Origin of the sequence: Streptomyces sp. NPDC007095 (genome assembly GCF_040634475.1) — a bacterium.
Lineage (GTDB): Bacteria > Actinomycetota > Actinomycetes > Streptomycetales > Streptomycetaceae > Streptomyces.
This window is the reverse complement of sequence record NZ_JBEYFS010000147.1, coordinates 1-24,616: the sequence shown is the minus strand read 5'-3', so window position 1 is coordinate 24,616 and position 24,616 is coordinate 1. Positions and strand designations below refer to the sequence as shown.

Annotated in this window: 15 protein-coding genes, 1 tRNA gene and 2 pseudogenes; 9 read left to right on the top strand and 9 right to left on the bottom strand. The window is 72.2% G+C overall.

Annotation, left to right across the window (positions count from 1 at the left end; genetic code table 11):
* The first annotated feature begins 836 nt into the window (after positions 1-836).
* Positions 837-2,513 (top strand): EAL domain-containing protein, encoded by a 1,677-nt coding sequence (locus ABZ656_RS37995; protein WP_360274383.1) that lies wholly within the window; start codon positions 837-839, stop codon positions 2,511-2,513.
* A gap of 39 nt (positions 2,514-2,552) precedes the next feature.
* Here ABZ656_RS37995 and ABZ656_RS37990 read toward each other — a convergent pair whose 3' ends face one another.
* From ABZ656_RS37990 to ABZ656_RS37980, 3 genes and pseudogenes are all read right to left on the bottom strand, one after another.
* The gene (locus ABZ656_RS37990) at positions 2,553-3,647 is read right to left on the bottom strand and encodes an LLM class flavin-dependent oxidoreductase (RefSeq protein ID WP_360274380.1); all 1,095 of its coding nucleotides are present in this window, start codon (positions 3,645-3,647) and stop codon (positions 2,553-2,555) included.
* Positions 3,648-3,933: 286 nt separating this feature from the next.
* The gene (locus ABZ656_RS37985; RefSeq protein ID WP_101404991.1) at positions 3,934-4,665 is read right to left on the bottom strand and encodes an aspartate/glutamate racemase family protein; all 732 of its coding nucleotides are present in this window, start codon (positions 4,663-4,665) and stop codon (positions 3,934-3,936) included.
* Between the two features lie 458 nt (positions 4,666-5,123).
* A pseudogene (locus ABZ656_RS37980) lies at positions 5,124-5,405 on the bottom strand (decarboxylase); the annotation flags it as partial.
* Positions 5,406-5,719: 314 nt separating this feature from the next.
* Between ABZ656_RS37980 and ABZ656_RS37975 the strand changes: the two are divergent.
* Complete coding sequence (locus ABZ656_RS37975; RefSeq protein WP_101408103.1) at positions 5,720-6,643, top strand: D-2-hydroxyacid dehydrogenase; 924 nt, start codon at positions 5,720-5,722, stop codon at positions 6,641-6,643.
* Positions 6,644-6,672: 29 nt separating this feature from the next.
* Entirely contained in the window at positions 6,673-8,088 is a 1,416-nt protein-coding gene (locus ABZ656_RS37970) for an amidase (RefSeq protein ID WP_360274377.1), read from the top strand.
* Positions 8,089-8,156: 68 nt separating this feature from the next.
* Here the strand turns inward: ABZ656_RS37970 and ABZ656_RS37965 are convergent.
* Positions 8,157-8,649, bottom strand: a pseudogene (locus tag ABZ656_RS37965) (DUF3830 family protein).
* A 107-nt stretch (positions 8,650-8,756) separates the two neighbouring features.
* On the opposite strand from ABZ656_RS37965, the gene ehuB reads away from it, so the two are divergent.
* The 6 genes from ehuB to ABZ656_RS37935 all read left to right on the top strand — a co-directional run bounded on the left by ehuB (position 8,757) and on the right by ABZ656_RS37935 (position 13,005).
* Complete coding sequence (ehuB, locus tag ABZ656_RS37960; protein ID WP_360274374.1) at positions 8,757-9,686, top strand: ectoine/hydroxyectoine ABC transporter substrate-binding protein EhuB; 930 nt, start codon at positions 8,757-8,759, stop codon at positions 9,684-9,686.
* Complete coding sequence (gene ehuC, locus ABZ656_RS37955) at positions 9,683-10,402, top strand: ectoine/hydroxyectoine ABC transporter permease subunit EhuC (RefSeq protein ID WP_101404989.1); 720 nt, start codon at positions 9,683-9,685, stop codon at positions 10,400-10,402. Before ehuB ends, ehuC begins: the two co-directional genes overlap by 4 nt.
* The gene (ehuD, locus tag ABZ656_RS37950) at positions 10,399-11,049 is read left to right on the top strand and encodes an ectoine/hydroxyectoine ABC transporter permease subunit EhuD (RefSeq protein WP_101404988.1); all 651 of its coding nucleotides are present in this window, start codon (positions 10,399-10,401) and stop codon (positions 11,047-11,049) included. Before ehuC ends, ehuD begins: the two co-directional genes overlap by 4 nt.
* Positions 11,050-11,110: 61 nt before the next feature.
* Positions 11,111-11,854, top strand: a complete 744-nt coding sequence (gene ehuA, locus ABZ656_RS37945) for an ectoine/hydroxyectoine ABC transporter ATP-binding protein EhuA (RefSeq protein WP_360274391.1) — start codon at positions 11,111-11,113, stop codon at positions 11,852-11,854.
* Positions 11,855-12,070: 216 nt separating this feature from the next.
* Complete coding sequence (locus ABZ656_RS37940; RefSeq protein WP_180362504.1) at positions 12,071-12,829, top strand: IclR family transcriptional regulator C-terminal domain-containing protein; 759 nt, start codon at positions 12,071-12,073, stop codon at positions 12,827-12,829.
* Between the two features lie 102 nt (positions 12,830-12,931).
* Positions 12,932-13,005, top strand: a tRNA-Lys gene (locus ABZ656_RS37935).
* Between the two features lie 33 nt (positions 13,006-13,038).
* Here the strand turns inward: ABZ656_RS37935 and ABZ656_RS37930 are convergent.
* The 5 genes from ABZ656_RS37930 to ABZ656_RS37910 form a co-directional block, all read right to left on the bottom strand.
* Positions 13,039-15,897, bottom strand: coding sequence for an amino acid adenylation domain-containing protein (locus ABZ656_RS37930; RefSeq protein ID WP_360274370.1), 2,859 nt, complete (start codon positions 15,895-15,897; stop codon positions 13,039-13,041).
* Between the two features lie 112 nt (positions 15,898-16,009).
* Positions 16,010-16,879, bottom strand: a complete 870-nt coding sequence (locus tag ABZ656_RS37925; RefSeq protein ID WP_360274368.1) for a mycofactocin-coupled SDR family oxidoreductase — start codon at positions 16,877-16,879, stop codon at positions 16,010-16,012.
* A complete protein-coding gene (locus ABZ656_RS37920; RefSeq protein WP_101404985.1) occupies positions 16,876-17,598 on the bottom strand; it encodes an alpha/beta fold hydrolase in 723 nt (240 codons plus the stop codon). Before ABZ656_RS37920 ends, ABZ656_RS37925 begins: the two co-directional genes overlap by 4 nt.
* A 40-nt stretch (positions 17,599-17,638) precedes the next feature.
* A complete protein-coding gene (locus ABZ656_RS37915; protein ID WP_101404984.1) occupies positions 17,639-18,931 on the bottom strand; it encodes a M18 family aminopeptidase in 1,293 nt (430 codons plus the stop codon).
* Between the two features lie 6 nt (positions 18,932-18,937).
* Positions 18,938-24,367: a MupA/Atu3671 family FMN-dependent luciferase-like monooxygenase gene (locus ABZ656_RS37910; RefSeq protein WP_360274364.1), complete on the bottom strand. Its 5,430-nt coding sequence runs from the start codon at positions 24,365-24,367 to the stop codon at positions 18,938-18,940.
* Between the last annotated feature and the right edge of the window lie 249 nt (positions 24,368-24,616).

Below are 24,616 nucleotides of genomic sequence, written 5' to 3'. Positions count from 1 at the left end.
CAGGACGTCAGGAACCCGCGGCACATCACGGCTTCGACGCCGCAGGGCCTCTCGGGTGAGATCCCTCAGGGGGCGCTGACGCGGCACGTCGACCTCCGGATGCGGTTTTCGGGACACCGCACCCAGCCTGGGATAGTTCGTGACACTTCGCCCTGTTTGCCTGCACCAGAAGAGTGAGGACCCGTGAGCAGCCGAAACCCCGAACGACACCCCGAACACTCACGGAACGTCACATGCGATCGCCAGACGCAGGAACCGGTCCAGATGCAGGCAGAAACGATCTGTCAGAACCGGTGGTTGTTCCGGGACACTGGACTGTGGCTGGAAGGCTCCGGAACCAGCCTCTATGATCGGCACACTTTCCTGCACGGACACGGCTTGTTCGGCCGTCAAGCACCGGCCGACCACCCGAGAGACCCATACGAAGAACGAGTGCACTGCGGGAGCGAGCGGTGAGCGGAACGTCCGAAGGGCCGACGCCCACGGCAGATCTCATCCGGTCGGCCGTCACAGAACGTCACATCGACACATCTCCGCGTACGTCTCCTCGTACGTACGCCGGGGTGCCTCCCAGCGCATCCGTCTCCGCTGTTTCACCCCCCGGCGCATCCCCTTGCGCCGGTGCCTCTCCCGGCTCGTACGCCCCAGCGGAAACACCCCTCGGCACCCTCGGCACGCCTGAGTCCCCCCTCGACACGCCCGGGTCCATCCCCGACACGCCCGAGTCAGTTCCTGGCATTTCCCAGTCCGTCCCCGATGCGGCGCTCGTCCTACCCGCCGGGACCTCGACATCTCCCGGTGCGTTCCGTGCCGCCTTCGGCGCCGCGCCCCTTCCGATGGCCGTGGTCGACCGCGAGGGTCTGGTCGCCACCGCCAACGAGTCGCTCGGCTCGCTGCTCGGCACCGGATCGGGCGCGCTCGTGGGGCGGATCGCGGCCGATCTGGTCGATCTGGCCTCCGACGCCCGCACCTGGCACGCGTACCGCGAGGTACTGCGCGGCCGGCAGGCCCGGCTGCGCTGCACCCGCCGCCTCAAGCACCCCGACGGGCACTCGCTCTGGGTGCAGGTGACGGTCGCGCCGCTGCCCGCGCAGGAGGAGGCGGTGCTGCTGTCCATCGCGGACATCAGCGCCCGCCGTGAACTCCAGGCGCGGCTGCGGCACTTGCAGATGCACGACCCGGTGACCCGGCTGCCCAACCGCACGCTGTTCTTCGAGCGGCTCTCGTCCGCCCTGGAGGCGGAGGCGTACGAGGAGGGCGGCACCGGCCGGATCGGGCTCTGCTATCTGGACCTGGACGGGTTCAAGGCGGTCAACGACACGCTCGGCCACCGGGTCGGCGACCGGCTGCTCGCGGCCGTGGCCGAACGGCTGACGCGCTGCGCCGACGAGGCGGGTTACGCCCGGGGGGCCACTCCCCTGGTCGCCCGGCTGGGCGGCGACGAGTTCGCCCTGCTGGTCGAGGACTCGACAGGGACGGACCAGTTGGCCGACCTCGCCGAGTCCGTCCTGAAGTCACTGCAGGCGCCCTTCGACCTCTCCGGGCAGCGGCTGTCGGTCTCCGCGTCGATCGGGGTCGTCGAGCGGCGCGCCGCCGGGACGTCCGCGACCCATCTGATGCAGGCCGCGGACACCACGCTGTACTGGGCGAAGGCGGACGGCAAGGGCCGCTGGACGCTGTTCGACCCGGAGCGCAACGCCCACCGGATGACCCGTCAGGCGCTCTCCTCCACGCTCCGGGCGGCGATCGACCGGAACGAATTCGCCCTGGAGTACCAGCCCTTGGTGGGCATGGAGGACGGCGGGGTGCGCGGGGTCGAGGCGCTGGTCCGCTGGAACCATCCGCAGTTCGGCACGCTGACGCCGAATCGGTTCATCGGATTGGCCGAGGAAGACGGTTCGATCGTGCAGCTCGGCCGTTGGGTACTGGCCACGGCCTGCCGCCAGGCCCGCCGTTGGCAGCTGGACCACCCGGACGCGGCGCCGATCTTCGTCAGCGTCAACGTCGCCGTACGGCAGGTGTGGGACTCCGACCTGGTCGCTGACGTGGCGGAGATCCTCGCTGAGACGGGTCTCGCCCCGCATCTGCTCCAGTTGGAGCTGACGGAGTCGGCGGTGATGGGCTCGGCCGGACGGCCCCTCCAGGCTCTCCAGGCCCTCAGCGACATGGGCGTCCGCATCGCCATCGACGACTTCGGCACCGGCTACTCCAACCTCGCCTACCTCAGCCGCCTGCCGGTCTCCGTCCTGAAGCTGGACGGCTCCTTCGTCCGCGGCTTCCAGTACGAGGGGCCCGACGGCGGCGCCCACCCCAACCCCGCCGACGAGGTCATCGTCGAGGCCCTCATCCAACTCGCCCACCGGCTCGGCCTGACGGTCACCGCCGAATGCGTGGAGACCGCCTCCCAGGCCACCCGGCTGCGCGGGATCGGCTGCGACACCGGGCAGGGCTGGCTGTACTCCCGCCCGGTGGCGCCGGATCGTATCTCCGCCCTTTTGACGGCGAACTCCTGACGGAGATCTTCCGGCAGAGAGCCCGGCGGCCAACGGGCGCTAGTCCGCCTTCGGCAGCCCGTACGCGTCCGCGATCAGTTCGTACGAGCGCAGGCGTACGTCGCCGCCGTGGGCGTTGCCCGTGAGCATCAGCTCGTCGGCGCCGGTGCGCTTCTGGAGGTCGTCGAGGCCGGCGCGGACCTCGTCCGCGGTGCCGTGGATGACGTTGGCGTTCCAGGAGTCGACGAACTCACGTTCCATCGGGCTGAAGTCGTACGCCTCCGCCTCCTCCGGGGTCGGGACAAGACCCGGGCGGCCGGTGCGCAGACGGACCATGTTCAGGGCCGCGGCCCTGACCTGGCGGCGGGCCTCCTTCTCGTCGTCCGTGGCGAGGGCGGAGACGCCGATCAGGGCATACGGGGCGTCCAGCACGGCGCTCGGCCGGAAGGACTCGCGGTAGAGGTCCAGCGCCGGGATCGTGTTCTGGGCCGAGAAGTGGTGCGCGAAGGCGAAGGGGAGGCCGAGGACGCCGGCCAGACGGGCGCTGAAACCGGAGGAGCCGAGGAGCCAGATCGGGGGGCGGTGCGGGGACTGTACGCCGCCCGGGGAGGTCGACTGGACGGGACCCGGGACCGCGTGGATGCGGGCGTAGGGGTGGCCGGCCGGGAAGTCGTCGTCCAGGAAGCGGGTCAGCTCCGCGAGCTGCTCGGGGAAGTCGTCGGCGCCCTCGTTCAGGCGGTCGGTGCGGCGGAGGGCGGCGGCCGTGGCGCCGTCGGTGCCGGGGGCTCGGCCCAGGCCCAGGTCCACTCGGCCCGGGGCCATGGCTTCCAGCGTGCCGAACTGCTCCGCGATCACCAGGGGGGCGTGGTTCGGGAGCATGACACCGCCCGAGCCCAGGCGGATGCGGGTCGTGTGGGCGGCGAGGTGGGCGAGGATCACCGCGGGTGAGGAGGAGGCCACGCCCGGCATGGAGTGGTGTTCGGCGACCCAGTAGCGGTGGAAGCCGCGGGACTCCGCGAGGCGGGAGATGGCGACGCTGGTGCGCAGGGCGTCGGTCGCGGTGCGGCCGGCGCCCACGGTGACCAGGTCCAGTACGGAGACGGGTACGGGCGCGGTGCCTTGCGCGGTGCCTCGGATCTCGTCCGTGTCGTCCACCGGGGTGCCTCCTGTTGCGTACGTGTTGCTGTCCTCCGACCGCCAACAGGAGACAGTCCCCGCTTATTCCCGGCACCGCGCCCCGGTACGCGGGCCAGGAGTCTCTCGCCCCCGCCGCCCCTACCCGTCCCATCCCCCAGGGGCTCCGCCCCTTCAACCCCGCCAGGGGCGCTGCGCCCCCTGGACCCCCGCATCGGCCTGAACGGCCTCGTCCTCAAACGCCGGACGGGCTGAAGATGCGGGCCGGGGTGGGTGGCGGGCGGGCCTCGGTCTCGAACGCTGGGCGTTACACCTGAATGATGGGCTCCTTCGTGAAGAGGGTGCCCAGGGTGGGGGCGTTCACCTTGCGGTCGGCGAGGCGCAGGGCCTCCCAGACCGTGACCTGGTTGGCGGTGAGGACCGGCTTGGAGAGGTCCTTCTCCAGAGCCGACAGGTGCGCCGCCGTATGGAGAGCCGTGTCGGGGACAAGGACGGCGTCCGCGTCGGGGTGGTCACCGGCCCGGGTGAGCTCGAGGACCTGTGCCTCGCCCCAGGTCCCGACCTCCGCCGCCGTGACGATGCCGGAGGCCCTGCTCGACACGACCTCCACCCCCGCCTCCCGAAGGAACACGGCGAAAAGGTCCGCCACGTCCTGCGGATAGGTCGCCGCGATCGCGACCCTGCGGGCCCCGATCTCCCGGACGGCGTGCGCGAACGCGAAGGACGTGGAGGAGGCGGGCAGCCCGGCGGCCCGGGCCAGGGCGCGTACCTGCTCGTGGGCGCCCTCCCAGCCGTACACGAAGCTGCCGCTGGTGCACGCCCAGACCACGGCCTCCGCGCCGGACAGCCGCAACTCCTCGACGCCCGCCGAGAGCCGGGCCGCCGAGCCCATCTCGCGCAGCGCGTCGATCCGGTGGGCGTCCTCCCCGATGTCCGTGTGCACCAGCTGCAGGCGGACGTCGCTGCCCAGGAGCTGTTCGATGCGCGGGTAGTCGTCCTCGGCCGAGTGGCCCGGGTAGAGGAATCCGAGTGCGGTCATGCCCAACCTTCCTGTCTTCCGGCAGTACAGGTCCCCCGCGGGCGGACTGATCGATCAGCCGCTGATAGGGGCCCACCGCCCGGGTACCCAGGTGACGCGGGCACGCCCACACTTTCCCGTACCCGTACGGGCGCCGTGTCCCGCAGTTCCGTGTGAACTGCGGAATCACGCCGCGCACCAGCAGGTTGGTGCAGCTGTTGACCTCCCCTCGCGCTTCGCGAGGGCCCGGCCATCACTGACCGGACTTTCTGCTTCACCGCCGACCGCTGCCCCGGTTAAGGCGTGGGACGGTGTGCCGCCCAGCAGTCTTACGTCAGCTCCACAGACATGACATCCCGCCAGCCCGGCGGTAGACCCCGAGCGCAGTGGCCTGAGGCGCCACCGAACCTACCGGCGGACGCCCTGCACCCAGGCCACTCCCTTCCCGCATTCATCCGAAGGGGTGACCCAGCGGTGACAGCGACCCCGCCCACGAAACTGCCGGAGGTGCACGCGTACGCCACGACCTCGGGCGCGACCGCGTTCAGCGCGCGGACCGCGTCGGAGAGCGTCTCGTGCTCGGAGACCAGGCGGGCCAGGTCCTGGCTCACCTCGACCGGCACGAACGGGGTGCGGGTCAGATGCAGGGAGACGTCGTCGGGGACCCAGCGCCACAGCTCGCGGTCGAGGGCGAAGTCGAAGGGGGCGACGACGCCGATCCCGCGCTGCGGGCGGGGGCCGCCGAGAAAGGAGACGTCCATGGCAGCACCGGCCTCACGAAGGGAGACGAAGGGGCAACGGACCGTGTGTGCGTCCGTGTTGACGAAGGTAGGTTCGGGTGCGAGCGTGGTCAATCCGCGCATCTCAGACGCAGACGGCTCCGGCCACCCCCACCCGCCCCGCGGGTTCGTCCTCTCAGGAACTCAGGAAGCCTCCGAAACCCTTCGGGACTCTTCGGAACTCTCAGGAAAGCGGACTCGCATTGCGAAACGGTTTCCCTCGCCCGCCCCGCCCCGTATCCGCGTCGCCCCGGGCATCCGGGTCCGGCGCCGGATCCCGCACCACCCTCCTCGTCCTGGACGCCGAGCCGCTCCCGCGCCTCGGCAGACTGACCGGCCGGGTGCGGATCGAGCACGCCGACGAGTCGACGCTGGCCGAGCGACTGCCGCACGCGGACGTTCTGCTGGTCTGGGACTTCACCTCGCACGCGGTGCGCCGCGCCTGGCCCGGCGAGGGCCCCCGGCCGCGCTGGGTGCACACGGCGAGCGCGGGCGTCGACCACCTCATGTGTCCCGAACTCGCCGCGTCCGACACGGTGGTGACCAACGCGCGCGGGATCTTCGACCGGCCGATCGCCGAGTACGTCGCCGCACTGGTCCTCGCGATGGCCAAGGACCTGCCGAGGACGTGGGACCTGCAGCGGCAGCGGGAGTGGCGGCACCGGGAGTCGCAGCGGGTGGCGGGCACCCGCGCGTGTGTGGTCGGTTCCGGGCCGATCGGGCGGACGATCGTCAAGACGCTCAAGGCACTCGAGGTGACGACGGCCCTGGTGGGGCGTACCGCGCGCACCGGGATCCACGGGCCCGAGGAGCTCGACCGGCTGATGGCGCGCGCCGACTGGGTGGTGTCGGCGGCGCCGCTCACCGAGGCCACGTACGGCATGTTCGACGCGCGGCGCTTCGGGATGATGCAGCCCTCGGCGCGCTTCATCAACGTCGGCCGGGGGCAGTTGGTCGTCGAGGACGCGCTCGCCGAGGCACTGTCGAAGCGGTGGATCGCGGGCGCGGCCCTCGATGTCTTCCAGGACGAGCCGCTCGGCCCGGACAGCCCGCTGTGGGGTGTCCCCGGGCTGATCGTGTCGCCGCACATGAGCGGTGACACGGTCGGCTGGCGGGACGAACTCGGGGCGCAGTTCGTGGAGATGTACGAGCGCTGGGAGGCGGGCAGACCGCTGCCGAACGTGGTCGACAAGAAGCGCGGATACGTACCGGGACACTGAGACTTCCCCGACTTCCCCTGGAGGGGCCGATGCCGGAACTCGTCGAGCTGACCGCGGTACAACTCCTCGACGGCTACCGCAAGGGCGAGTTCAGCCCCGTGGACGCCACGCGGGCGGCGTTGCGCAAGGCCGTGGAGATCCAGCGGGAGGTGAACGCGTTCGTACGTCTCGACGCGGACGCGGCCCTCGCGCGGGCGGCGCGGTCCGCGGACCGCTGGCGGCGGGGTGAGCCGGCCGGGCTGCTGGACGGGGTACCGGTCTCCGTCAAGGACATCCTGCTGCTGCGTGGCGGACCGACCCTTCGCGGCTCCAAGACCGTTGATCCACAGGGGAGTTGGGACGAGGACGCGCCGTCCGTCGCCCGGCTGCGCGAGCACGGGGCGGTGTTCCTCGGGAAGACGACGACACCCGAGTTCGGCTGGAAGGGCGTCACGGATTCGCCGCTGTCGGGGGTCACCCGCAATCCGTACGACGTCACGCGCACGGCGGGCGGCTCCAGCGGCGGCAGCGCGGCGGCCGTCGCGCTCGGGGCGGGACCGCTGGCGCTGGGCACGGACGGGGGCGGCAGTGTGCGCATCCCGGCCGCGTTCTGCGGGATCTTCGGTCTGAAACCGACGTACGGGAGGGTGCCGCTGTACCCCGCGAGCGCGTTCGGGACGCTCTCGCACGTGGGGCCGATGACACGGGACGCGGCCGACGCGGCGCTGATGATGGACGTGATCAGCGGGCCGGACGCCCGTGACTGGTCGGCGCTCGGGCCGGTGGACGGGTCGTTCGTCGAGGCCCTCGATGGTGGGGTGCGCGGGCTGCGGGTCGCGTACTCGCCGTCCCTCGGCGGGCAGGTCGCGGTCCAGCCGGCCGTCGCGGCGGCGGTGCGGCGGGCGGTGGAGCGGCTCGCGGGGCTCGGCGCGTACGTCACCGAGGCCGACCCCGATCTCACCGACCCGGTGGAGGCCTTCCACGTCCTGTGGTTCGGCGGTGCGGCCCGGGTGGCCCAGCGGCTCGGGCCACAGCAGCGGGAGTCGCTGGACCCGGGGCTGCGGGAGATCTGCGCACGGGGCGCCCGGTCCAGCGCGCTGGACTACCTGGCCGCGGTGGACGTCCGGATGGAGCTCGGACGGCGGATGGGGCGCTTCCACGAGTCGTACGACGTACTGGTGACGCCGACCCTGCCGCTGACGGCGTTCGCGGCGGGGGTGGAGGTGCCGCCGGGCTCCGGTCACCGCCGCTGGACGGGGTGGACCCCGTTCACGTACCCCTTCAACATGACCCAGCAGCCCGCCGCGAGCGTCCCGGTCGGCACGGACGGCGACGGCCTCCCGGTAGGCCTGCAGATCGTCGCCGCCCGCCACCGCGACGACGTCGTCCTGCGCACGGCACACGCCCTCTACGAGACGGGCGCCGCGGGGGTGGCTCCGCCGCCGGGGTTCCAGGGACGCCCCTGAGCCCCACGGCCCTACGCCCTACGCCCTACGCCCTATGCCCTACGGAAGCGCCCCTGAGCCCCACGGCCCTACGCCCTACGGAAGCTGAGCGTCTCGCCCTGGGCGCCCGAGCGCCAGAGGTCGTTGCACGCCTCGGCCATCGCCTCCAGTCCCTCGGTCACCTGGCCCCAGACGATGCCCGGGACCCAGCCCACGTCCCCGTTGAGCAGCAGGTTGTTGCGTTCGTAGAAGAGGGCGAGGTCGACGACCGTGGTGCCGGGGCGCACGTCGGTGTCGTAGCCGTAGGCCTTGGTGCCCAGTTCCGTGCCCGCGAAGGCGAAATAACAGAGGTCTCCAGGAATGGGGGTAACTGTCGGATTTTCCAGTGGTGGCCGATTTCACGAAAGGCGGGAAAAGGGCGTAGATCTCATTGCGCGCGTACTTCGCGTGGTAGACGTCGCCGCCCAGGGGAAGCGCGTCCCATACCGCCGCGCAGGTGATCGGCGCCCGGTCGTCCAGCAGTTTCGCCGTGCAGTGGATTCCTCGCTCGACCAGCGAGACCTCGATGAATCGATCAGCCATGCATTCCATGGTCTCCCCGGAGTCAAGGGTGCCTCGACGTCACTCTCCGTCGTACGGGGCCGAAATCGATCCGAATACTTCGCATGCTCTCGGGTAGCCGCGCGGCCATGGCTCCACCACTCAGGAATGACGGGAATGACGGGACCGACGCGGAGAAACGAAGTCCGAGTCGGCGGTCGCTGCTCGCGGGTGTCTCCGCGCTCGGTGCCGCCGGCGCGCTGGGCGCCGCCGGCTGCACCCGGGTCGCCACCGCGTCCGACAGCGGCGGTGATCTCCTCGGCCGGCTCAAGGCGCAGGGCGTCGTACGGCTGGGCATAGCCGGTGAGATCCCGTTCGGCTACATCGACAGGAACGGTGAACTGACCGGCGAGGCGCCCGAACTCGCCAAGGTGATCTTCAAGCGGCTGGGCGTCGACCGGGTGCAGCCCGTGCCGACCGAGTTCGGCTCGCTCATTCCCGGACTCAACTCACAGCAGTTCGACGTCGTGTCCGCGGGGATGTACATCAACCCGGAACGCTGTCAGCAGGTCGTCTTCGCCGACCCGGACTACCAGATGCTGGACGCCTTCATCGTGCGCAAGGGCAATCCGAAGGGCCTGCACGACTACAAGGACGTCGTGGCGAAGAAGGCCAGATTCGCGACCGGCACCGGGTACGCCGAGATCCAGTACGCCGTCGAGGCCGGGTACAAGGAGAGCGACATCCTGATCGTGCCGGATCAGGTCGCCGGGCTGAACGCGGTCGAGGCAGGCCGTGTCGACGTCTTCGCCGGGACCGCGCTGACCACGCGCGAGGTGGTCAGGAAGTCCCGCAAGGCCGAGAGCACGAAGCCGTTCACGCCCCTGGTGCAGGGCAAGCCGCACGTCGACGGCGGCGGCTTCGCTTTCCGTTCCGCCGAGACGCGGCTGCGCGACGCCTTCAACGTGGAACTGAAGAAGCTGAAGGCCAGCGGGGAGTTGTTCCGCATCCTGCGGCCTTTCGGGTTCACCCGGGCCGAGATGACCGACATGACCGCGAAGGAGCTCTGCCGCGGATGACCTCGGGACTCTGGGAACTCGTACTCAAAGGTGTCTGGGTCACCGTCCAGTTGCTGTTCCTCAGCTCGCTGGTGGCCGGTGCCGTCTCGTTCGCCGTCGGTGTCGCGCGCACCTCGCGGCGGTGGATCGTCCGCTTCCTCGCGGGCGTCTACACCGAGGTGTTCCGCGGCACCTCCGCCCTGATCATGATCTTCTGGGTGTACTTCGTGCTGCCGCTCGCCTTCGGCTGGCAGCTCGTCCCGATGTGGGCGGGGACGCTGGCGCTGGGGCTGACCTACGGGGCGTACGGCAGTGAGATCGTGCGCGGCGCCCTGAACGCCGTCGATCCCGCCCAGCGCGAGGGCGGCATCGCGCTCGGCTTCACGCCCTGGCAGCGGATGCGGCTGATCCTGCTGCCGCAGGCGGTACCCGAGATGATCCCCTCCTTCTGCAACCTGCTGGTCGAACTGCTCAAGGGCACGGCCCTGGTGTCGATCATGGGCATGGGCGATCTGACGTTCAGCGGCAACCTCGTGCGGCTCGCGCTCCAGGAGAGCGCGGAGATCTACGCGTACGTCCTGCTGATCTACTTCGCGATCGCCTTCGTGATCACCCGGCTGATGCGCGCGCTGGAGCGGCGGCTGAAGGCCGGGATCGGCAAGGCGCCCCAGCCCGCCACAAGCACCTTGCGGCGCGCGGAAGCCACGGGCGTCGGAGCGACGGGAGGTGCCGCATGAACTGGGACTGGGGCGCGGTGCGCGATTTCATGCCGCACTTCCGGGACGGACTGCTGGTCACCCTGCAGGCACTGGCACTCGGCTCGGTGATCTCCTTCGCCCTGGGTCTGGTGTGGGCGCTGCTGATGCGCACGCCGACCCGCTGGGTGCGCTGGCCGGTCGGGGTCGTCACGGAGTTCATCCGCAACACCCCGCTGCTGGTGCAGCTGTTCTTCCTCTTCTACGTGCTGCCCGAGTGGAACATCACGTTCTCCGCGCTGACCACCGGTGTCGTCGCGATCGGGCTGCACTACTCGACGTACACGATGCAGGTCTACCGGGCCGGTATCGAGGGCGTGCCGGCCGGCCAGTGGGAAGCGGCCACCGCGCTCAACCTGCCGCTGCGGCGCACCTGGACCGCGGTGATCCTGCCGCAGGCGATCCGCCGGGTGGTGCCCGCACTCGGCAACTACGTCATCTCGATGCTCAAGGACACCCCGATGCTGATGGCGATCACCGTGCTGGAGATGCTCGGTGAGGCGCGGGTGTACTCGCAGGAGCACTTCCAGTTCACCGAGCCGCTCACGGTCATCGGCGTGGCCTTCATCCTCATTTCCTATCCGGCTTCCCTCCTTCTGCGAGCCCTGGAGCGACGTCTTGTCCGCTGACACCCCCCTCGACACCTCTACGAACCCCGCGGAGAAAGCCGACAACACGGCCAATCCTCCGGTGGACGGCGGCGAGCTGATCCGTTTCGACAAGGTCACCAAGCGCTTCGGGGACAACACCGTCCTCGACGGCCTCGACTTCCGCGTCGACTCCGGCAAGCACGTCACCCTGATCGGCCCGTCCGGCTCCGGCAAGACGACGATCCTGCGGCTGCTGATGACCCTGGCCAAGCCCGACGAGGGCACGATCACGGTCGCCGGTGAGCGGCTCCACCCGGCCCCCGAGAAGCAGATCCGGGAGGTTCGCAAGAAGATCGGGATGGTCTTCCAGCAGTTCAACCTCTTCCCGAACATGAAGGTGCTCCGCAACATCACCGAGGCACCGGTCACCGTCCTCGGGCTGTCCAGGGACGAGGCCGAGGCGCGGGCCCGGGAGCTGCTGGAGATGGTGGGTCTCGCGGACAAGTGCGACGCCTACCCGAGTCAGCTGTCCGGCGGACAGCAGCAGCGGGTGGCGATCGCACGGGCGCTGGCGATGCGGCCCCAGGTACTGCTCCTGGACGAGGTCACGTCCGCGCTCGACCCCGAACTGGTCACGGGCGTCCTCGACGTCCTCCGTGACATCGCCCGCACCACCGACATCACCATGCTCTGTGTGACCCACGAGATGAATTTCGCCCGCGACATCTCGGACCAGGTACTGATGTTCGATTCCGGCCATGTCATAGAGTCCGGTCCGCCCGACCGGATCTTCACCGATCCGGAGCACGAAAGGACCCGGGAATTCCTCAGCGCGATCCTGTGACTACAAGCAGTGAACGCGACAAGGCGCGAGGTCCGGACCGCGCGGCATGCCCACCAAGCCATGACATAGGCATATGCCAGAGTGTCGCACTCCTGCTAAGCGAACCGGAGCGCGCCGACTTTCTCGCCAACAGCCCCTCCCCACCGAGCGTTTGACAGTTATCGTGGAGGAGCTCAGCTGTCCGGATCGATGGCCCAGAAAGCGCAGGGGGAAACCGTGGCGCTGATGAACGAGCCGACCGCGCCGTACCACTCGGCCCAGGACGCCCTGCGCGTCCTGGAGACGGTGGCCCGGCACTCCGGCGGCGTCACCGACGTCGAGCTGGCCCGCCAGACGGGCCTCGGCACGGAGCGCCTGACCGTGCTGCTGCGGATGCTGCGCCGGGAGGGGTACGTCGAGCAGGTCATCGACGGCGCGTACGTCGCCGGTGCCGCCCTCGGCCGGCTGGGCTCCGCCCACGGTCGCGACCAGGCGCTGCGCGAGAAACTCCAGCAGACCATCGACCGGCTGCGCGACTCGGTCGGCGCCGCGATCTACATCAGCCGCTACATCGACGGCGAGGTGCACGTCACCCAGTGCGCCGAGGGTCCCGCGACCCCCGCGGTCAACGAATGGGTGGACTTCCGTTCCTCGGCCCACGCCAGCGCGGTCGGCAAGAGCCTCCTCGGCCAGCTCGACCTGAACGCCCGGCGCGACCATCTCTCCCGCCACAGGATGGCCCGCCTCACCTCGCGGACCATCACCAACGAGCGGCTGCTGCTGTCCCGGCTCGACGCCCAGCCGGCCACGGTGCCGGTGCTCGACCTCCAGGAGTACGCGATCGGCACGGTCTGCGCGGCCGTCCCCATCACCGCGGGCTCCTCGGTCGGCTGCCTCGCCCTCTCCCTCCCGGTCGAACACGCCCACCGCCTGCGCCGCGCCGCCGACACCCTCAACCGCGGCGCCGCCCCCGTCCTGCTCTCCCTGGCCATCTAGGACCCGCTCTTCGGGATCAGGCGCTGGGTGGTCGGAAGCACCCGTCCGGACCAGGTAGTATTTCTTTTGTCGCCGACCGCGAGAGCGGGAGGCGGGAGTCATGCGCCGCTAGCTCAGTTGGTTAGAGCAGCTGACTCTTAATCAGCGGGTCCGGGGTTCGAGTCCCTGGCGGCGCACATGAGAAGGCCCTTCACGATTGTGGGGGGCCTTCAAGCATGTCCCAGCGCCTCGGCGAGGGCGCGGGCCGTCGGGGTCGTGTAGAGCAGCCGCATGGGGAGCGCGGGCAGCCCGCGCTCCCGCAGGGCGGTGCCGACACGGATCGCGTAGAGCGAGTTCCCGCCGAGCTCGAAGAAGTTGTCGTCCGGGCCGACGGGGACACCGAGGATCTCCGCCCAGACTCCGGCGAGGGCCGTCACCAGGTCTCCGGTAGGGGTCGTCACCAGGTCTCCGGCGGGCGCAGGCACCAGGTCTCCGATGGGGGTCGTCACCAGGTCTCCGGCGGGCGCAGGCACCAGGTCTCCGGCGGGCGCGGGCACCGGTACGGGCCTCGTGGGTGCCGGCGCCGGCAGACGGTCGCGGTCCAGCTTGCCGTTCGGGGTGAGCGGCAGCGCGGGGACGGCGGTGACGGTCGTCGGCAGCATGTGGTCGGGCAGCAGCCGGGCGGCCCGACGGCGTACGTCGCCGGTGTCCCCGTCGGCCACGACATACGCGTCGATCCGCACCCCCGCCGCGTCCTCGAAGGCGTCCCCGCTCAGTACCACCGCCACCGCCGTGACCACCGGGTCCTCCAGCAGCACCGCCCGGATCTCGTCCGGTTCGATCCGGTGTCCGCGCACCTTCACCTGACTGTCGATCCGCCCCAGGTACTCCAGTGAACCGTCGGCGCGCAGCCGCCCCAGGTCACCGCTGCGATACCACCGGCCAGGTCCGTACGGATCGTTCACGAACCGCTCGGCCGTCAGCTCGGGCCGCCCCAGATAACCGAGGGCGAGTCCGGCCCCGCCCACCCAGATCTCCCCCGCCGCGCCCGTCGGCAGCGGGCGCCCCCGCTCGTCGCGCACCGACACCGCCCAGCCGGGCAGCGGGCGGCCCACCGAGCGGGAAGCTGCCAGAGCCTCGCGCCGGGTGACGGTCGCCGCGGTGACGTGGACGGTGGTCTCCGTGATCCCGTACATGTTGACCAGGCGGCAGCGGTTCTCCGGGTGGTGGTCGAACCAGCCGAGCAACGGCCGGGTGTCCAGCGCCTCCCCGCCCAGCACCACCAGCCGCACCGAAAGCCGTTCCTTCGCGCTCCGGTCCACCGCCCGCAACTGCCCGAAGGCCGACGGGGTCTGGCTGAGGACGGTCACCGACTCCCGTACGAGCAGCGCGTGGAAGTCCTCCGGCGAGCGCGCCACCCAGTGGTCCACGACCACCAGCCGGGCGCCGGTCAGCAGGGCGCCCCAGATCTCCCACACCGAGAAGTCGAAGGCCCCGGAGTGGAAGAACGTCCAGGTGTCTTCGGCGGTGAGGGCGAAGTCCTCGCGGGTGGCGTCGAGGAGGGCGAGGACATTGGCGTGGGGGACGACGACCCCCTTGGGGCGGCCGGTCGAACCGGAGGTGTGGATGACGTAGGCGGGATCCCGCGGGGAGCCCTTTGGCAGCCGGTCGGCCCGCGCGACGCCCAGGTGGGGCGCGGTGTCCCGGACGACCAGCCGTACGCCCGCGTCGCGCGCCGTGCGGTCGAGGCGCTCCTCGGGGTGCGCCGGGTCCATCGGTACGTACGCCGCGCCCGCCTTCAGCACCGCGAGCATCGTGGCCACCAGGTCGGCGCCCCGCTCCAGCCGGATGCCGACCCTGTCACCGGGGCGTACCCCGGCGGCGCGCAGTCCTGCGGCGAGGCGCTCGGCGCGCTCGCGCAGTGCCCCGTACGTCGTCGTGGTGCCGTCGTGGGTGAGAGCGGGGGCGTCGGGGTGGCGGTCGGCTCGGGCGTCGAAGGCGGTGTCGATACGGGTGGGGGCTGTATGGGTGGGGGCTGTACCAATGGGGCCTGTACGAGTGGGGGCTGTACCAATGGGGCCTGTACGAGTGGGGGCTGTACGGGTGGGGGCTGTACCAATGGGGCCTGTACGAGTGGGGGCTGTACCAATGGGGCCTGTACGAGTGGGGGCTGTACCAATGGGGCCTGTACGGGTGGGGGCTGTACCAATGGGGCCTGTACGGGTGGGGGCTGTACCAGTGGCGTCGTCGGGCCGGGGTTTCGCGGCGGGGGGCGCGAGCAGGCGCTCGGCCTCCTCGCGGGGGACCAGCTCGATCTCCGCGAGGGGGACCCGGCCCAGCTGACCGTGCACATGGATGAGGTGGCGGGCGAAGTCCCGGGCGGAGGCGTCATCGATGTGCCGGAGCCGGTGGTGCAGCTCGACCGTGGCCCCTCGGGGGACCAGAGTCAGCGGGAAGGGGACCGACTGGAAAGGGAGTCGGTGGCTGAAGGCAGGGTCCCCCGGGCCCGGGTCGTCGAGGACCGTGGCGTACGCGGGCAGTGCGTCCCCCGGATCGCGGTGTTCGTAGCGGGCGAGGACCAGGGCGGCGGCGAGGACAAGGGCGGCTGGGGTCCCGGCCGGCGCCGGGACAGGGACCACGCCCGTCCGGTCACCGGCGCCCTCGTCACCCGTCGCCCAGCCGACACGGGTCCGGAGCGAGCCTCTCGGCGGTTCATGGCCGCCGAGCGGAACGGTCACTTCGGCGGCGGGGCGGTGCCCGAGCAGGACGTGCGCGATGTCCTGGAGCGCGGCCGGGGTCAGCACCGCGTGGTCGGCCACCAGCACCAGATGGGCGCCCCCGTCCTCGACTCCTGTGCCCCCGCCCTCGTACCGCAGCAGGACCGCGCGGAACGCCGGGCCCGATGGGTCCAGCGGCCGGTGGAGTTCGGTCCGCAGCCGGTGTACGGCGAACCGCGCGGGCACCGCGTCGCTCCACAACACCGGCCACCGCTCGGGCAGGTCGGGCCACCAGCCACGTACGGCCGCGTCGAGGAGGGGCCCGGGATCGACGGCGGCGGGAAGGCGCGCGGCAAGGGCGTGACACGTCACGTTCGGTCTCCAACCGTGGGGCGAGGGCCTGGGCCCTGTCGTCACATTCCCGTCCGCCCCGCGACGCCATGGCCCGCCCTCCGGGCGGGCGACGGGATTTCGACGACAGGACCTAGCGGGCCGAGAAACCTCCGTCGACCGTGAGGACGGTGCCGGTCACCTGGCGGGACTCGTCGGAGGCGAGCCAGAGGGCGGCGGTGGCGACGTCGTCCGGTTCGACGAGGGCGTTCATGGGCTGGGCCTGGACGAAGGTCTGCTCGTGCTCGGCGACCGGCACGTCCAGGGCGCGGGCGATCTCGGCGAGCATCCGGCCCTCCACACGGGGGTCGTCGCGGACAGAGCCGGGGCAGATGGCGTTGACGCGCACCCGGCGGGGCGCGTAGTCGAGGGCGACCGCCTTGGTCAGGCCGATCAGGCCGTGCTTGGCGGCGACGTACCCGGCGAAGTGGCGGTAGCCGACGAGCCCGGCCGTGGAGGCGATGTTGATGATCGAGCCGGCGCCCCGCGCGGTCATCAGGGCGCCCGCCGCGCGGATCGTGCGCCAGGCCCCGGAGAGGTCCACGTCCAGCATCAGCTGCCACTCGTGCTCCTCGATCTCGTGGGCGGCCCGGCCGGAGGGCGCGGCGATCCCGGCGTTGTTGACGAGGACGTCGAGCCGCCCGAAGCGGGCCGTCGTCTCCTTCACCGCCGTCTCCACCGCGGCCAGGTCCCGTACGTCGACCCGGGCCGTACGGACGGCGGCGCCCGTCTCCCGGCAGAGCTCCGCCGTGTGCGCCAACTGGCTCTCGGAGCCCAGCGGGTAGGGCACACCCGGGAGGTCCGCCGCGATGTCCAGGAGCATCAGGTCGGCGCCCTCGCGGGCGAACGCGACGGCGGTCGCCCGGCCGATGCCGCGGGCCGCGCCGGTGACGAGGGCGACCTTGCCCGAGAGCCTGGGACCGCCCGGGCTCACCGCGCTCACCAGCTCGCCCCGCTCACTCACCTGGCACGTCCGGCGCGGAGTTCGGCCCCGATCAGACGCAGGAGGGCGCCCGGGTTCTCCGTCGGGTACATGTGGCCGCCGTCCAGTTCCGCCGTGGTGAGCTTTCCGGTGGTGGCGCGGGACCACTCGGCGGCCTGGGCCGCGCTCACCAGCTCGTCGTCGCGGCCGCGCAGGGCGAGGACCGGGGCGGCGAGCGGGCGGTCGCAGGCGGGCCGGTACGTCTCGTGCATCCGTACGTCGGCCCGCAGCAGCGGGAGCAGCAGCTCGCGCATCTCCGGGTGCTCCAGGGCCGGGTGCGCGTACCCGGCGAAGGTGCGCACCCGGGCCAGGAACTCCGCGTCGGGCAGACCGCTCGCCCGGTCCGCGCGGCCGCTCCACGGGCCCGGCGCGCCGCTGACGACGAGGGCGTCGAGGCGGACGCCGGGCTCGGCCTCCAGCCGGTGTGCCAGCTCGAAGCCGAGCACCGCGCCAAGGCTGTGCCCGAACACCGCCACCCGCGCGCCCTCCGGGAGCTGCCGGGTCACCTGGGTGTGCGCCTCGGCGGCCGCCCGCACCGCGTCCGTGTGCGGCTCCTCCACGAACCGCTCCTCGCGGCCGGGGAGTTGCACCGGCAGGACGCACAGGTCCGCCGGCGCCCGGTCCTGCCACGGCTTGAAGAAGGACGCGCCCGCCCCGGCGAAGGGCAGACAGACAAGGTGGGTCTCTTCCACTGCTGACATCGCTCCCGGGTCTCGGTTCCGGATACAAGAGGGCCGGGGCTCAGCCCGTGGTGACGAACTCGGTGAGGACCCGGGCCAGCAGACCGGGGTCCTGCGCCCCGCACAGCTCCCGCGCGGAGTGCATCGACAGCCCCGGTACGCCCACGTCGACGGTGGCGACTCCCAGCCGGGCCGCGGTGATCGGGCCGATCGAGGTGCCGCACGGCATGGCGTTGTGGGAGACGAACGGCTGCCAGGGCACCTCGGCGCGCTCGCAGGCCGCGGCGAAGGCGGCGACTCCGGTGCCGTCGGTGGCGTACCGCTGGTTGACGTTGACCTTGACGACGGGGCCGCCGTTGGGGAGGGGGTGGTGGTCCGGGTCGTGGCGTTCGGCGTAGTTGGGGTGCACGGCGTGCGACATGTCGGCGGAGACGCAGAAGGCGCCGGCGAGGGCCCGGTTGAAGTCCTCGGCGCTGCCGCCGCGCGCGGCGACGGACCGGCCGAGCACCCGCTCCAGCAGGGGGCCCTGGGCGCCCGACTGGGAGCCGCTGCCGACCTCCTCGTGGTCGAAGGCGGCGAGCACCGGGATGTGGGCGGGCGGCCGGGCGGCGGTGGCGGCGGCGACCAGCGCGGTGACGCCCGCGTGCACGGAGATCTGGTTGTCCAGACGCGGTGAGACGAGGAACTCCTCGTCGGCGCCGAGGTAGCCGGGCGGCTGGATGTCGTGCAGCATCAGGTCCCAGCCGAGGACCTCGGCGACGTCGGTGTCCGCCTCGGCGGCGACCCGGGCGAGCAGGGCGCCGGGCCGGGCGGGGCCGAGTCCCCACAGCGGGGTCATGTGCAGCTGCGGGTCGAGAGCGACGCCTTCGTTGACGGCACGGTCGAGGTGGATGGCGAGCTGGGGCACGCGCAGCAGCGGCCGGTCGACGCAGACGAGGCGGCTGGCTCCGTCACGCAGCGTCAGCCGGCCCGAGACACCGAGGTCGCGGTCGAGCCAGGTGTTGTGGGGGACGCCGCCGTAGATCTCCACGGCGATCTGCCGCCAGCCCGCGGAGCCGGTGTCGGGCTCGGGCTTGATCCGCAGGTTCGGGGAGTCGGTGTGGGCGCCGACGATCCTGAACGGGGTGCGGGCCGGGGCGCCCGCGGGGACGTACCAGGCGAGCAGTGCTCCGGCGCGGACGACATACCGGCCGCCCTCGGCACCAGCCGTCCAGTCGTCCGTCTCGCGCAGCTCCTGGAAGCCCGCCTTCTCCAGGCGCTGGGCCGCGTTCGCGACCACGTGGTAGGGCGAGGGGCTGGAGCGGATGAAGGAGAGCAGATCGTCGCTGTGACTGCGGTCATGTGTGGGGGACATGGGCGCTCACGCCTTTCGGAGGGGCTGGAGAGGGTTGAGGAGTGGAGCGACGGGCGCGTCCGGCCGAGTGCACAGTTCGGCGAGGACGGCCTGCCAGTCGTCGAGCAGCTCCTGAGCCGTGGCGGGGTCCCACAGATCGGCGGAGTACTCCAGAAAGGTGCGGTAGCCCTTGGCCGGGTCGCGGCGCGGGGCGAGACCGAAGGAGAGGTCACCGCGGGACACGGGCGGGGCGAGGTCGTCGACCTCGACGTCGAGTCCGGGGATCTCGATGTCCGTGTCCAGGGAGTTCTGGAAGGCGATGGTCAGCGGGAAGCGCTCGGGCACCGCGCGGGCGCCGCTCTCGCGCAGGGCGCGCACGATCCGCGCGGTCGGCAGGACGTGGGCCGTCGCCTCCAGGGCGCCGGCGCCGGTGCGCTCCACGAGGGCGCCGCGCGTCTCGTCCGGGTCGGGCGTCACCCGGACGACCACGCCGGTCGACGTCAGCGCGATCATCGACTCGAACGCGCTGCGCTCGCGGTGGGCGTACGGCGTGCCCATCGCAATGTCCCGCGCCCCGGACCGGCGGGCGACCAGAACGCCGAGCGCCGTGGCCGCGACCCCGAAGGGCGTGGTGTGCCGGGCCGCCGCCAACTTCTCGACGGCTCTGCGCAGTTCACCGGACGCGGTTCCGCGCAGGGTGTCGCCGTGTCCGCTCGGCACGGCGGGCCGGGCCCGGTCGCCGGGGATCTCGACCGTGGCCGGGATCCCCTCCAGATACCGGGTCCAGTACGCCGTCCTGCGGGCCTCCTCGGCCGGGTCGGCGTGCTCGCGCTGCCAGCGGGCGTAGTCCGTGCACTGCGCCGCCGGTTCGGGCAGACCGTGCGGGCGGCGCGCGGCGGCGGCCGTGTAGAGCGCGGCGAGCTCGTCCAGGAGGAGGGAGAGGGACCAGCCGTCGACGCAGATGTGGTGCACGACGAACATCAGCGTCCACCGGTCGGGCGCGACGCGCAGCAGCCGCAGGACGGGCAGTACGGGCAGTACGGAGCCGGTCACCGTGATGGGCGTCGCGGCGGTTTCCCGGCACAACTCCTCGGCGCGCGCGAGCCGTTCGGACTCCGCCGCGATGCCGGTGAGGTCCTCGACGGGAAGCGCCGGGGGCGGCACGTCGAGAACCTCCTGCCGCCAGCCGGTCCCGTCGTCCGTTCCGTGCGACGGGACCGGCCGCCCGTCTCCGGGTACGAAGCGGCACCGCAGTCCGTGGTGGCGGTCGAGCAGCCCGGCCACCGCGGTGCGCAGGGCGGCCACGTCCAGGGGGCCGGTGAAACGGATCCGGGTGGGGATGTTCCACACCTCGGGGCGGGGCATGCCCAGGACGCCCGCGATCATGCGGGCCTGCTGGTCGCTGACGGGCGCCGTGTCCACCACGGTCACGCCCCGGGGTGGCGCGAGCCGGGCGGTCATCGCCCCCAGCGTGGCGTCGGCGAAGAAGTCCGCCAAGGGGTATTCCACGCCGAAGCTGTCCCGGACCCGGTTCACCAGCCTGATCGCGCCGATCGAATTCCCCCCGAGCTCGAAGAAGTTGGCGTCCGGGCCGAGATCACCCGCGAAGCCGAGGGTGTGCTGCCAGAGGGTACGCAGACGGTGGGCGCCGTCGGGAGTGCCCGGGGTGACGGAACCCGGTGTCAGGTCGCCGACCGTCTCCGCGGCGCCCGCCGTCATGGTGGTCAGCGCGTCCTCCAGACGGACCAGGCACCCTCGTGCCGTCGACTCGTCGAACAGGTCGGCGTCGTAGCGGAGGCGCAGGTCGAGGTCTCCGTCGGGGAGCCGGGTCGCCATGAGGGCGAGTTCGAGGGGTGCGGACTCGGTGCCGCCGTCGAGGGGGGTGGCGCGCAGGCCGGGCAGGGCGAGTGCGGTCAGGGGTGCGGTGTCGAGGTCCGCGGAGACCGTGACGAGGGGGCGCGGGTTGCCCGGGTCGGGGTGGCGGGACGCCGACAGGGCGTCCAGGTCGACGTGTCGGCGGGCATCGGCGGCGAAGAGCGTGTCCCGGGTGGCGCGTACGGCGTCGGTGAGAGTCGTGCCGTCGGTCAGGGTTCCGCGCAGGGGCAGCAGGGACACGTGGAAGCCGACGGTGTCACGCGTCTCGGGGGTGCGGCGGCCGAAGGTGGACCCGATGACGAAGTCGTCCTGTCCGGCGTACTGGCGCAGCACGATCCGCCAGGCGGTGAGCAGCGTCGCGAACAGGGTGGCCCCTTGCCGCCCGCTCCACTCCCGCAGCCGCCCCGCCCGCTCCGGGCCGAGCCGCAGCCCCACGGCCCCGCCGCGTCCGGCGACGGTACGGGTGCGCGGCCGGTCCGTGGGCAGCGCGGGCGCGCCCGGCCCGTCCCCGAGGTGGGTGCGCCACCAGTCCAGGTCGTCCGCTCCCCCGGTCACCGCGATCGTGTCGAGCGTGCTCCCGGCGGGCCGCTCGAAGCGGGGCGCGCGCCCCTCCACCGCCGCCCGGTAGAACTCCCCGAGGTCGGCGGCGACCAGCCCGGCGGAGTGGCCGTCGGTGACGAGGTGGTGCATGGCGAGGATCAGCGCGTGGTCGTCGTCGGCGAGCCGCAGCAGCCGGGGCGTGAACAGCGGCCCCGACGCGAGGTCGTACGCGCGGGTGCTCTCCTCCCGCAGGGCGGCCCGGATCACGTCGTCGGCGTCCCGGTCCCGGACGTCGTCGACGGTCAGGGCCGCACGTGCCCGGTCCCGGTCCTCCCGTACGACCTGGAAGACCCCCTCTCCCCCGGCCACGAACACGGTCCGCAGACCGTCGTGGCGGCGGACGAGGCCGTCCACGGCGGTCCGCAGCGCCTCGACGTCCAGCGGACCCCGCAGCCGTACGCCCTGGATCTCGTTGTACGCGGCCGGGTTGGCGATCAGTGCGGCGGCGAGCCAGAGGCGGCGCTGGGCCGGGGTCGCGGCAGCCCGCCGTTCTTTGGGCCTCTTCGGCTTCTTCGGCTCCGTCGGGGACTCGTGGTAGCGGCGGCGCAGGACGTCCAGCTGCTCCAGGCCCGCCCGCATCTCCTCCGGCGGCAGTCCGAAGTCGACCAGGGAGGCGATCTCGTCGACTCCCGCGGCCCGCAGCGCGTCGACGGTGGCCGCGCAGGTGTCCGGGGAGCCGATCAGGGCCCGTTGGTCGCAGTAGCGGTCGTAGGCGCGGCCGAAGAGGTAGGCGAGGTCGGCCTCGCTCGCGTCTGCCACATCCTCGGGGCGTCCGCCGAGGACGCTCGCGGCGGAACGCATCTGGAGGGAGGAGCGCAGATAGCGGCTCATCGGCTCGCGCGCGGCGGCCCGGGCGGCGGCGTGGTCCTCGGCGAGGTGGGTGTGGAGCAGGACGGTGACGCGGCCCGCGTCGGGGTCGAGGCCGCTCCCGGCGCGCAGCCGGCGGTAGTGGCGGATGTTCGCCGCGAGCTGCTCGACCGTCTGGTTCATGAGGTTGGTGACGATGCCGAGGTCGCGGCGGGCCGCCTCCTCGTACGAGGCACGCCGCCCGGACGTCGCCAGGTACATCGGCGGCAGCTCCTGCACGGGCCGCGGGTGCAGGTGTACGTCGATGGGGTCCCCTTCGCCGGTACGGCGCGCGACGCTCTCGCCGCGCCACAACCGCCGTACGTCCTCCAGGTGTCGGAAGGCGATCTCGGCGCGGTCGGTGAAGCGGTCGGGGTGGAGGGCGAAGTCGCTCGCGTGCCAGCCGCTCGCGCAGCCGATGCCGACCCGGCCGCCGGAGAGGTTGTCGGCCACGGCCCACTCCTCGGCGATCCGCACGGGGTCGTGCAGCGGGAGGACCACCGAGCCCGCGTGCAGACGGATGCGGTGGGTCTCCCGGGCGAGCGCGGCGGCCAGGACGGACGGGTTGGGGAAGAGGCCGCCGAAGGAGTGGAAGTGGCGTTCGGGCAGCCAGAGCGTGCTGAAGTCGTGGGTGTCGGCGAAGCGTGCGGTCTCGATCAGCCGTTCGTAGGCCTGGGCGCTGTCCTCGCCGTCGGGGTGGTCGCCGAAGAAGTAGACGCCGAAGTCGGGGGCGGGCCGCTCGGAGGCGTCGCCGTGGCCGTGACTTCGGCTGCGGCGGGCCGTCGTCGGGAAGTGACCGCCCGCGCGCAGCTCCCGCAGTGAGTCCTTCACCGCGTCGGTGATCCGTTCGACGTCGGTGTCGGTGTGCGCGGTGGAGAGGTAGAAGGAGCGCCACTCCCAGACGTAGATCCCGCGCAGGAGGAGGTGGTGGTAGAGCAGTTCCATGTCGGCGCGGTGGGTGAAGCGGAACATGGACCCGAAGTGGGCTGTCTCCAGGGGGAATTCCTCGGCGCGGAAGAAGTCGTCGAGGTCGGCGGCGAGCGCGTCGGTGCGGGCGTTCAGCGTCTGCTGGAGCCCCGGGCCCTGCTCCTTGAGGTGGGTGAGGACCGCGCGGGCGGCGGCCATCGACAGGGGGTGCTGGATGTACGTACCGCCGAAGAAGGTCGTGTCGCGCGTCGGGCGGCTGTCGTCCCCGTACCGCCAGAAGCCGCCGTCGATGCCGTCCATGAGGTCGGCGCGGCCCGCGATCGCGCCGATGGGGTGACCGCTGCCGAGGGCCTTGCCGTAGGTGGCCAGGTCGGGGACGACGCCGTAGTGGTGCTGGGCGCCGCGGGGGTGGGGGCGCAGGCCGGTGAGCATCTCGTCGAAGAGGAGGACGATTCGGCGCCGGGCGGTCAGCTCCCGCAGCGTGCGCAGGAAGGCGACGGGACGCAGGGCGGGGTTGCGGCACTGGACCGGTTCGACGAGGACCGCGGCGATCGTGTCGCCGAGTTCGTCGATGACGTCCAGGCTCTCCTGGCTGCCGTATTCGAGGACGAGGAGTTCGGACACCGCGCTCGCGGGGATTCCGCGCGAGACGGGGACGGCGTGGCGGCCGTCGGGACCCGGGCGGCCGAGGACCGAGTCGATGTGACCGTGGTAGGAGCCGCGGAACATGACCACGCGGTCGCGTCCGGTGGTCGCGCGGGCGAGCCGCAGGGCGGCGGAGTTGGCCTCGGTGCCGGAGTTCGCGAACGCCACCCGCTCCATGCCGGTGAGTTCCGCGAGCAGTTCGGCGGCCACACCCGTGTCCTCGGAGCGCGGTCCGAGGCGCAGTCCGCCGGCGAGGTGCCGGCGGACGGCCTCCGTCACCGGCGCGGGCTCGTGGCCGAGCAGCAGCGCGCCGAAGCCCATGGTGATGTCGGTGTAGTCGTTGCCGTCGACGTCCGTCAGCCGGGCGCCGTGCGCCGAGCGGGCCGCGATCGGGTACTGCATCTCCTTCGTCGCCCGCCGGAAGCCGACCACGGCCCGGCTGTCCGCCAGCACCGTCCGGTGCCGCTGGGCCAGCTCCTTCGACGTGCGGGTCCGCTCGGTGAAGCGGCGGACCAGGTCGTCGGCGTGGGCTCGCTGGGCCTCGCTCGCACCGGTGCCGGACATGCCGGAGTCAGGGGGGAGGGTGATGTGGGGGCCGTGGGGGCCGTGGGGGCCGTGGGGGAGGAGGGGTTGCCCGGTGGGTTGCCCGGCAGGCGGCTCGGCGGGTTGCCCGGCAGGCGGCCCGGCGGGTTGACCGGCGGGCGGCCCGGCAGGCGGCCCGGCAGGCGGCCCGGCAGGCGGCCCGGCGGGTTGCCCGGCAGGCGGCCCGGCGGGTTGCCCGGCAGGCTGCCCGGCAGTCGTCCCGGCGGGTTG